Annotated in this window: 2 protein-coding genes; both read left to right on the top strand. The window is 52.1% G+C overall.

The window, feature by feature from the left end; all coding sequences use genetic code 11:
* The first annotated feature begins 166 nt into the window (after nucleotides 1-166).
* Nucleotides 167-7,102, top strand: coding sequence for a LamG-like jellyroll fold domain-containing protein (locus tag IX84_RS27250; RefSeq protein WP_044228672.1), 6,936 nt, complete (start codon nucleotides 167-169; stop codon nucleotides 7,100-7,102).
* Nucleotides 7,103-7,173: 71 nt separating this feature from the next.
* Nucleotides 7,174-11,115 (top strand): T9SS type A sorting domain-containing protein, encoded by a 3,942-nt coding sequence (locus tag IX84_RS27245; protein WP_044228669.1) that lies wholly within the window; start codon nucleotides 7,174-7,176, stop codon nucleotides 11,113-11,115.
* The last annotated feature ends 667 nt before the right edge of the window (nucleotides 11,116-11,782 follow it).

Below are 11,782 nucleotides of genomic sequence, written 5' to 3'. Positions count from 1 at the left end.
TTTTTCCCTCACTCATCGTTGCGTGCTCACCTTCGTAGCTTAGGCTACGAGACTCCGCAGCGCCTTGATTGAGAAAAAAATACCCTCGTTCAAAATACTCACTAACTTAATACACAGTGTACTAGGCCTACAGCGCTAATTATATCCCACCAAAAAAATAAATGTAATGCTAAGATACATCTTGCTTACGGGATGGCTGTGCCTTTTGCTGGCCTCCCCCGCCCGTTCTCAATTGGATACCGTTTGCAACCCGGCTGAAAACCTGGAGGTTGCACAGGGTACGGTCAATTTTAACTTCGGTAGTGTAACCAATGCATTCAACCTCAACACCAAACAGGATTTCACAGTGGGGCAGCCCCTTACTGCCCGCTACCAGTCTCAGCAGCGGACAATGGAGCATGGTTTCTGGGCCCGCTTGTATATGCCACCTACTGCACCGGTAACACTTGCCTCGCAGGGCGACTTCCCTGACCGGGTACTGCTGGAATGGGAAATTGACCCCCTCAGCGCAGCCCCCTCCGATGGTTATGTCATCCTTCGGGACGGCGCTTTTCTGGGGGAAGTCGAGTCAGGTGTGTCGCAGTATATCGACTTTAATGTTCAGGCTGGCGAATTCTACGAGTACAGCGTTTACGGCCGTAATCAGTTTGGCAACGGGGCGCGGGGACATGCCGTTGGATTTGTCAACCCCAATGGTACCGTTACCGGCAAGCTCGAGTCCTTCTCTGGCAACCCGGTGGCCAATGCCTATGTGACGCTAACGCCTACGATCGGCCGTTCTCTGCGGTTCGACGGCGCAAACGACAATCTCTGTATCGATTACCACGAAGCCCTGCCTGCTAATATGTGGACGCTGTCGGCTTTCGTGCAAATCGGCGACGGCAATGATGGTAGCGGTATCGTAGACTTCGGCAGCGACATGAACCGTAACTTTTGGCTGCACACCCTCCCCGCCGGGCAGGGCAAAGGCATCGTAGCCGGTATTGGCGATGGGAGTATGGCCACGACCATAGCTTACGAATTTGAAGAAGACCCTAATGCATGGCATCAGGTGTCTGTGGTGTACAACGGCAGCACCATGCTGCTCTATGTGGACGGGCGCTACGCCACTTCCACGCCTGCCAGCATTGATAGCCGGCCCGCCCGGTTCACCATTGGCAGCCGCCGCGATAACGACGGGTTCTTCTCCGGCAAAATTGATGATGTACGGCTTTACAACATGCCACTCAATAGTACTGACATCTTTCTGACAAAGGATCTGACCGTATCCAAGGCTGCCGAGGGCCTGGTTGCTTACTGGAAGTTTGACGAAGGGCTGGGCAACAAAGTCTTTGACCTCACGGATAACAGTATGGATGCGCTGATCTACGGCGCACAATTTGATGGAGACACCCCGGACCTGAAAAACGCAGGCTTTACCGACGAGGGAGGCTTTTACGTAGTAGAGGGCGTCAACTACAGCGAGGAACAAACCTTTACTGCCCGCCCGGTAAAGAACTTCTACAGCCACTACGCTCTGGAGTTCAACGCAGCTTACGAAGCCTATGCTACTCTTACGGATTTCGACCTGCCGGATACGGCCACCGTGGAAATTCTGGTACACCCCTTTGAGATGAACGCCCGGCAGACTCTGCTGAGCAAAGGAGAGGGAGACTTTGAACTCTGGCTGGAAGATGCAACCTACAAGCTGACCATTAACGGGCAGACTCAGGTGCTGGGGCCAGCGGCCTCCCGCTACCAGCATCTCTCTTTGGGGCTCAACACTGGCACCGCTACCGTCAGCTATTACCTCGATGGGGAGCCTCAGGGCGATATCCCGTTTGCCAACCTTACCGGAGACTGGACAGGTAGCCCCTGGCAGCTTGCCGCCCGAAGTGCGCCTGCTCAGGACTTCTTTACCGGCCTTATTGATGAAGTGGCTTTCTACGATACGACCCTAACCCTGCCGGTCATTCAACTCAATGCCTCTCCGGTACAGAGTGCGGGTACAGATGTAGGCAATCCGAACTTGCTCAGTTACTTCCCGCTCGATGAAGGGGGGGGCACGTCCATCTTTGATTTCGGCCCGCAGATGAGCGGAGAAGGGCAGCTGATAAACGGCTCCTTTTCCATTATTGCCTTCCGGCAGGAGGCTACTCCCAATGCTTTTCAGCCAAACGTAAGGGTAGTCAATATCAACCCAAGCGCAACAGCGGTAGGCAATGTAGATTTTGTGAACAACTCGACCGTTACGATCGCGGGAGTGATTCGTTTTGAGGATACCTTCTGCTTTCAGGACAGCGTGGAAATTCTTGTCAACGGGTCATCCTATTTCCCCCGGATTTTCACCGATGAAGAAGGGCGGTTTGTGGCTGATTTTGAGCCAGGCAGTAACGTTGTCCTTACACCGGTTTACGATGAGCACCTTTTCAGCCCCGGCTTCTTTGAAGCGCGGCGGCTCATCAGCCCGATCGGCGGCGTGCTCTTCCAGAATCAGACCAAGCGGCAAATACGGGGACAGATGGCAGGGGGCGACTGCCGCCTGAGCGTTATTCCCGACGGAGCCGTAGTCAAAGTTAAGGCAGCTGCTCTTAATGGCTGTTACAGCCAGGAAATTACGATTGATAATCCGGCAGGTAACTTTAGCTTTAATAACCTACCCCCGGTGCCTATGGCAGTTTCCGTGACCCAGCACTCCAACAATGTCATTTATGATTACTTTCAGCTTCAGGGAGGGCAGGAGACTGACCTGCGGTTGATCGAAGCCGATACGATAGACTTCATCTATGTCGCACCCCCTAATGTTGAAATAGCCCCCTTTCCGGAAACGGGCTGCCCGGGCAGTGGCGTGGCTTTCATTGAGCAGTCAATGCCAACCAATAATTACCGGGAGTACACGACAGACATCCGGGTTTTTGAACGCTATGATGGAGGAGACTGCTACCTGGATAGTTTTAATCTGATTATCAACAATGAAATTGCGGATGCCGATGAGTATGAGATCCAATCCGATACTTCGACTTATCCGCTGAGGTACTTTGCCGGTATTCCCAATATCGTTCCGCCATATACTAAGATCCTTCAGGTCACCGCAGAGGTAGATGGTTCCCAGGCCACAGAGATCGCAGAGGTGGTGATCATCGGCGAAAAATCCCGGGAGTCTACCTTCACTACAGCTTCGCCGGCTATGCCGCTCCTAATTCTTCGGGACCCTCCGGGCGATGGCTCTTTTGCAAGTGTGGCGGAAGGGTCCACGACTTGCACTAACTGGTCGAATGCAACGCTTTTTAACACTGAAAACAACCTTGAAACCAACATTGACTTAGGGGCTAAAGTTACCACTTATGCAGGCACTCCATTTGGAGGGGTAATTACAGAGACTGAGCAAATTGCGGAAGTAGATATTACCGCTTCGATAAGTGCAGGAACTACAGAGACTAATTCTTCGGAGCTTTGTGTCACTGTTGACAAGAGTTACAGTACCTCCAGTGCTGACAATATCCTGTATGGAGATGCAGATGTGTACGTCGGAGCAGCAGTTAATTTTGAATTCAGCTCTACCGATGTGCTCAAGTATGATCCGGAGAACTGTGAATTCTTCCTGGATAACAACCTCAGGGTTTGGCCGGAAGGGTTCGGCACAAAGTATGTATACAGTGAGTGGCAGATCAAAAAGGATGTGATTCCCTCTCTGTTGCTTATTGGAGACACCACATCTGCCAAGGCATGGGAAAACATTCTGACATATAACCAAGAGCTGAAAGATGCAGCTAAGTTTCGGGAGAATATCACATTTGACGGTCTTACGGAGTATTCAGAGACGATCACCACTGTAGAAAGTGTAGAAACGGAATTTGCCTTCGAATTTGCATGGGAAGCAGGCTATAATACCACACTTGGTTTTGAAATCTTTGAAGTTGGGACTACTGTGAGTATGGGCTTTACAATAGGAGGAGGCGAAGAATTCAGTACAACAACCAGTGAAGAAACTTCCCGGGAGGTGAGCTTCACCTTGGCCGATGACGATCTGAATGACAATTTTACGATTGATATTGCAGATGATCCTATATTCGGTACTCCCGTATTTAAGCTGAAAAGCGGAGAATCTAAATGCCCATGGGAGCCTGGAACGCTTAACCGTGAGGAGGTATCCTTCTCGATCAATCAGCTGAGCGCCATCAATGTACCGGAAAATGATCTTGCTATCTTTGAGGTGACTGCAGCAAATACTGGAGGGGCTGAAGGTGTAAGTAATGACCCTTCCGTCTTCCTGGTCGGTCTGGTACCTGATTCCAACCCCAATGGCGCTGCTTTTAGCCTGAGTGGAGGAGACGTCACCGCAGCACCATTTGAGTTTCAGCTCTTCCCCGGAGAATCGGTCGATCTCCTTTTTGCTATTGAGCGTGGGCCGGAGGAATATGTTTATGAAGATATGGGTGTTTTTATCGCATCAGGTTGTCAGTGGGAGCATTCCTTTGATGTTGGCTATGATCTTTCTGCTGCACAGGACCCGGATGCTTCGGAGACTCAGGGTCAGTATCAGACCAGCGACCTGACAAAATTCTACAAAGAGTTTCGGATAGATGTCGAATACCTTGAACCCTGCAGCCCCATCGATATCAGTTTTCCGCTGCAGGATTGGGTAATGACGCCCGATGACGGCAACATTATGTCCATTACACTCAATGATTATATCAATGATGACCCGGATCTGGAACTGGTGCGCGTACAGTACCGCCGTACCGGAGGCGATGGTGCATGGATCAACATCGAAGAGCTGCCAGCTTCGGAATTTGCGAACGCCCCTGTCTTTAAAATTGTACAATGGGATATGACTGAACTGGTGGACGGCCCATACGAAATACGGGCTATTACTCAGTGTTTCGACGGCTCTCTAAATCCAGGTATTTCCAGAGTGATCAAAGGCCGGAAGGAAACGCGCCCACCTGAAGTTTTTGGGACCCCACAACCAGCAGATCAGGTACTTAGCCCGGGCGACGAAATTTCCATCACCTTCACCAAGCGGATCAACTGCAATGAAGTCTTCCAGGCAGATGGCATCGGTACAAATATCAACAACAACAACCTTGGTCTTTACGATGCTACGACCGGACAGCTGGTAGATGCCATTATTACCTGTAATGAGGATAAGATCATTGTCGTACCGAATGTGCCTAACCAGTTTATCGAAAACCGTGTACTCCGCGTACAGGTCGAAGCCATCAAAGACCTGGTTGGTAATGAACTGGAAGAACCTGCGGTATGGGAGTTTTTGGTGAATCGCTCAACGCTCTACTGGGCAGGCGGTCCGGTCGTGGAAGCTATGCAAGAGGGCGAATCGCTCTCTGTTACACGCCTGATCCGGAATCAAGGCGGTTTTGCTATGGATTATACCATTGGTAATGTACCGGACTGGATGGAAGTCTACCCAAATACTGGTACAGTTCAGCCCGGCTCTTCTGTGGAAATTACCTTTGAGTTTCCTGCCGAGCTGGTCGCACAAATTTATGAGCATGAATTGATCATGTCTACCAGTGAAGGAGAGGAGCCTTTAGACGTTCAGCTGCGGGTGACCTGCCCGGGACCATCCTGGTTTATTAATCCGGCAGATTTTACCTATTCTATGAACATGACGCTGGAGCTGGATATAGAAGGTGAGGTTTCAGCTGATAAAATGGACATGGTTGGGGCTTTCATCAATGGTCAACTAGCAGGTTTTGGTTATGTGGAGGCTGCCGAAGAACTTGACCGGCACCTTGTATTCCTGACTATATTCAGTAATGAGCTGGAGCCAGGGATGATCAGTTTTCAGGTTTGGGATGCCTCGGGTTGCCTGTTGTATGGAGATATCCTTGAAAGTTTTGATTTTGAAGCTGATGGGCTCATTGGTACGCCTCTTTCTCCGCAGTCTCTGCAGACCAATGCATTGGTACAGCGCAACGTAGGGCTTGTACCGGGCTGGAACTGGATATCCTATAATGTGGAGCTTGCCGATCCCTCGATTAATACAGCACTTGGCTCGCTGACAGCGCCCGGTGGCGGCTTAATTAAAGGGCAGTCTGCATTCAGTCAATACTTTTCCGGTGGTGGTAGCTGGATAGGTTCATTATCAGAAGTCAGCCACCTTACAATGTACCAGTATCGTTCGCAGGCGCTGGATTCAGTCCAGTTTTTGGGGGCGCCGGTTGACCCTGGCAGTATTAGCCTGCCACTTGAGGCTGGCTGGAACTGGATCGGCTATCTGCCGCGTCAGGGTATGAGTGTTAATGAAGCGCTTTCTTCGCTGACGCCACTAAATGGTGATGTTATAAAGGGTCAGGCAACCTTTGCACAGTATGTTGCGGGCGCTGGCTGGGTAGGCAATCTTAATTTTATGGCACCAGGGCGAGGCTATCTGCTCAATCTTTCTTTCCCGGATGAGCTGTCCTACCCGTCTAACCTGACTGGGGGTGCCAACACAGAGCGATCTGTGAGCATCGCAGGGCGTAGCTATACCGGTGGCAGACACTGGGAGGTAGATCCTTATGCATATGAACACTCCATGAATTTGATTGCGGTGGTGCAAAGCGAAGCTTTGGATAATTGCCTAAAGGAAGGGGACGAGGTTGGCGCGTTCGTCGACGGTGTGGTCCGGGGGAGCAATCAACCGGTCTACGTGCCAGCTCTTGATGCCTACTTGCTGTTTCTGACGATCTACTCGAATACAGAAGGCGGAGAGCTTCTGTCTTTCCAATGGTATGATGCAGCTACCGGAACGGAGCATCCTATTAATGAGGAATATACCTTTATTTCTAATCGCCTGGAAGGAAGTGTTGATGCGCCGGAAATATTGACACTGAGTGGATTATCGGATATCGATGAATACCCTTCCGGGCTGTCTTTGAGGGTTTTTCCAAATCCTGCACGCGATGAAGTAAATATAGCGTTTACGGCAGCAGCAGCGGGAGAGGGCCGGCTCCGGATAACGGATGTCCTTGGACGGTTAGTTTATGAGGAACAGGCTTCTGTAGCTCCTGGTGCAAACAGGCTACAGTTATCACTGTCGGGTATGCCAGCCGGGCTCTATACGGTTATGCTGCTGCATGAAGGGCATCACAGTAGTCAGCTGCTTGAGCTCCACTAAACCTATTCAACAAACTGACCTTTCAGCCCCTGCCTTCAGTATTAAGGCAGGGGCTCATCAAAATACAAGCCATGAAATTTCTTTTTGCGATCCTGTTGCTGGCGGTATTCTTACCGCTTAGTCTGCTGGCTGGCCCGCCGGCTTGGCAGGCACCGGCAGCGAGCCAATATGCCTATTCTGCTAATCTGACTGCAGTACTTGAGGTAGACGGTGAGCCTTACCATGATGCTAATGATCTAATAGCAGTGGTCAAAGGGAGTGAAATCCTTGGGTTAAGTATGAGTGTCCCGGGGGGCAGCGAGGTATACCATTTTATGACACTCTATGGTGATGTCCCAAGCGGCGTTTCCTATACCGTTTTGGTATACCTGGCAGAAGAGGATGCAATCTATCCTGCTACCATTCTTTTTGATTTCCAGCATTTGTCCTCGACAGGGAGCCCTGACAACCCGTATATTATCTCTGTTGATACAGATGGAGATGTGGCGATAAGCCTGGACAGCCTGCCAGCAATTACGCGCCTTGAGGGTATGGCGTTCGCGCCCCTGAATCTGAATGCGTATCTGTTGCAATGGGACAATGACCCTGTCGAATGGTCCGTTAGCACTTCCGACCACTTTATCGTTAGCCTGCAAGACAGCTTATTGGAGCTGTCCCCCTTACCGGGTTGGACAGGTACAGAAGAGCTGGTGATAACAGCTACAGAACAGGGTTTGAATAATTATAGCGCCTCTTCGGTCTTGTCTCTTACGGTTACTGAGGGCTACAATGGGCCTTTATTAGATTCGGTGCCCATCCAGAGTGTACTTGTGGGCGAGCATTTTGATATGTTGCCTCTTGGTGACTTCGAAGATAGCTATACCGGGAGTTGCCTGGAGTGGTCCTTGGAGCCGCTTCTGGAAGAGGGCGTACTTCAGCAATCAGTCTCCTGGGTAGTCGGAGGAAGTAGCTGGCCATATACAATGAGCCTGGTCGGCGAAGTGCAATATACCCCATCTTTAGGTTTTATCTCTAATGACGATTTGCTAGGTGCTTTTATAAACGGTGAATTACGTGGAGTAGCTTCGCCTCAGGAACTGGGAGGCAGGCGGGTGTTCATCATGCAGATCTATCACACAGAGCCTTCTGCTAACTTGGAGCTACGTTATTTTAGTGCTGCTCTCAACCGGGTGTTTAACGAGCCTGCAACCCGTTCTTTCATCAGCAGTTCGCCGCTGGGCACTCCTGATAGCCCAGAGATTCTGGACTTTTCCCCTCTGTCCTACACCCTTGACAGTCAGACGGGCGCGCTGTCGGTAGGCTTGCGCGTGCCAGGCTGGGAAGGCGTGGAGGAGGTGCAGTTCCGTGCATCAGACTGCAGCTACCCTGCCGAGCTTCAGGATACGGTCACTGTATTGTTTTGCTCGGGCCCTGATACGGATGGGGACGGGCTGTGCGATCAGTTGGACCCGGATCCTGATGATGCCTGTAACCCTGACGCCCTGAACGGGAACTGCGATGCAGACGGGGATGGGGTATACGCGGACGCAGACCCTGATGATGGAGACCCCTGCAACCCGCTCATAGAAGTGGAGGTGCTGAGCGCAGCGGGCCCGTCCTGCCCGGAAGCTACGGACGGGCATGTGGAGATCGGCCTGACAACGCCCTATTGCAGCGGCGGCCGTTTTGATGTTTATCTGGGAGAGGCATCGCTGCCGGTTCAGCAACTGGGCAGCGGGCAGCTACTGCCGGACACATTCCGGGTAGAGTCGCTGGGAGCGGGTACATATAGCCTCCGTATAGAACTGTCAGAAGCGGGCAGCTGCACGTACAGCAGCAGCTGTTTCCCATTTATTACAGACAGTTTGGCGCAGTTGGTGAGCCAGGACAGCCTCAGCCCCGCTCTTTTTGTGGATGCAGGCAGCGGAGCCCTGCCGGCTTCTGACACGCTGGAGTATTTCGCTGGCCCCGAGGCCTGCGGGCTGTCGTTATCGTGGCAGGCAGAGGTGTCAGACAACTGCACTGCGCCACCGCTGCAGTACAGCGTATCCTGTGAAGGGTGCAGCGAAATGCCCGAAGCAGCCATAGCGGGCAGCACGCTGAGCCTGTTTGCGGGCATAGGGGCGAACCAACTGGAGCTATGGGCCACGGACGCGGACAGCAACAGCATCAGGCATACCTATGTGCTGATGGTCCAGGATACGGTGCCCCCGCATATGTTGTGCACAGGCCACACCATCTACCTGGATGAAGAGGGCATCGGCAGCATAGCGGTAGGCGATATAGATGGCGGCAGCAATGATGCCTGCGGTCTGGACACGCTCTTCCTGAGCCAGACGGTCTTTGGTTGCAGCGATGTGGGCCCGAATACGGTTACGCTCACCGCAGTGGATAAGAACGATAATGAAGCTTTCTGCACGGCTACGGTCACAGTGCTGGATAGCATTGCTCCGCAGCTGTTGTGCACAGGCCAGACGATCTACCTGGATGAAGATGGCATCGGCAGCATAGTGGTAGCTGATATAGATGGCGGCAGCAACGATGCCTGCGGTCTGGACACGCTCTTCCTGAGCCGGACTGTCTTTGGTTGTAGCGATGTGGGCGAGCTGCCGGTCACGCTAACGGGCGTTGATGAAAACGGTAACAGCGGCACTTGTACGGCCACCATAGCGGTAAGGGATTCTGTGGGCCCTGTGATGCTGTGCCAGAACCGGACGGTAACACTGAGCGTCTTCGGTACGGGCTTGCTGTCAGCAGCTCATGTGAATGCCGGCAGCAATGACGCCTGCGGCGCAGTGAGTCTGAGCCTGAGCCAGTCATCTTTTGATTGTGGTGATGTTGGTGTTCAGTCCGTTACCTTAACGGGCACAGACGTGAACGGTAACAGCAGCAGTTGCGAGGCCCAGGTCACAGTAGAGGATTTGTCCCCTCCCTCGGTATTATGCAGCTCGCCGGAGGTGCAGGTGAGCTACGATGGCACTTACGAGCTATTGCTGAGCGATGTGTATGCAGGCGGGTTTGATGCCTGCGGTATAGATACAATACTGTACGACGCTGCCATTTACACCTGTGAAGACATCGGGGGCACGTACGAAGTGCAGGTCACATCGATAGATGTAAATGGGAACGAGTCGTCCTGCACCTCCACGGTGAGCGTACAGCAGAGCCCGGGGCTGCCACCGGAGTGGTCGGTGACGGGGCTGAACGGTTCACCGGGCAGTGCCACATGGGACATCTGTACGGATAACGGGACGCTGAACCTATGGTCAGGGGGGTATCATTCAGGCAGTGGCGGCAGCCCAGACGGCTACCTGTTTGTGCATCAGCCGTTTTGTGCGAGCAAAGGTGGGCTGCAGTTGGACCTGGGCGCGGTCTCCGGGGACAGCTATATTGGGCTGAGCGCGCGGAGCAGCCTGTTGCCGGATGCGGCTATGGTCGGCTTATATTGGAATGGCAGCGGGCTGTTGCGCTGGGAAGTCCGCGGAGCAGACGGTGACCTGCGTGAAGTTACGCTGCTGGATGCGCCGAATGCGAAAAAGATCCGCCTGGAATATTCCAACGGGACGTGGCGCGGGCGTTATCAGATACTGGGCGCAGGGTGGCTGAACCTGGCGGCGGTATCGATGCCACAGCCATTGGGGAGCTGTTTTGAAGTGGGAGTGGGGGGCTTTACGGTGGACCCATCGGGCAGCATGTCGGGTTCGGTGAGCAAGGTGCGGGTCGTGGTACTGGAGCAGCAGGTGTGGTCGCCTCCGGTCACGAGCCATACATCCGGCCCTGGCAACGGGCTGATTATCTGGCCCAACCCAACGGCTGGCGCTGCGGTACTGGAATGGGCGGTACCTCTGGAGGCAGGAGCGGAAGTACGGATATATGGCCCGCTGGGGCAGTTGGCCCTGCCGGTTCAGCAGGCGGTGGCCGGGCAGCAGCAATTGAAACTGGATATGGAGGGGCTTCCGGCAGGCGTATACACCGTCCAGTGCAGGTCTGCCGGAGGCCCCGGTCAGTTGGTAAGAATAATAGTGTGCGAATAAGATAGAGTTGGTGCAGCAGCTACGATAGCTTGAGGTTTTTGTGGGCGTTTTATTTGTGCATTATTTTCGGCTGGTATGCTTAAGTGTATACCAGCCATTGTTTTTTCGGCTGAATATGCTTTGAAATGCCTTACTTTTTTTGATAAATCCCGCGCAAATCGTTAACGGTGAGTCTACAAGCGGGCATTTTCGCTCTACAAAATCATTTAAAGCAGAGTAAATCAACGACTTATGTTATTTTAACCTTTGGGCTAATTTCTTTGATGTTTTGAGAATCCCCCTTATGTTTGAAAAAGAATATACGGGTCTACATTAATAAGAACTATGAATAACGACTAAGCTTTACTAATTAGATCTAAGTTTTCAGTGAGTACGAATGCGCTCCTCTCTTAATTACTCCTCCTGATATGGAAGCTAATCAAAGAAGGTTAGCTTCCCGGGGGGAAGACTTCTCATTCTGTTTGGGTAATTTTATGTTAAAGCTGGTGGCCTGTTGGGCACCAGTTTTTTTATCTGATCCTTATGTGCCCTTTCAGCAATGATAAATAAAGAATGCTCTCATTTGCTGTTTGCAACACGAATACGAACGATCCTTACTGTAGGGTTGCACAATTCGATTGGGTCGTTTTTTGGGAAGGATGGGAAAAAAAACTAACTTAGTTCCTTA

The sequence above is a fragment of the Phaeodactylibacter xiamenensis genome, from assembly GCF_000759025.1.
In the GTDB taxonomy this organism is placed as follows: domain Bacteria; phylum Bacteroidota; class Bacteroidia; order Chitinophagales; family Saprospiraceae; genus Phaeodactylibacter; species Phaeodactylibacter xiamenensis.
The sequence above is the reverse complement of the archived record's forward strand: the minus strand, read 5'-3'. Positions and strand labels throughout refer to the sequence as shown.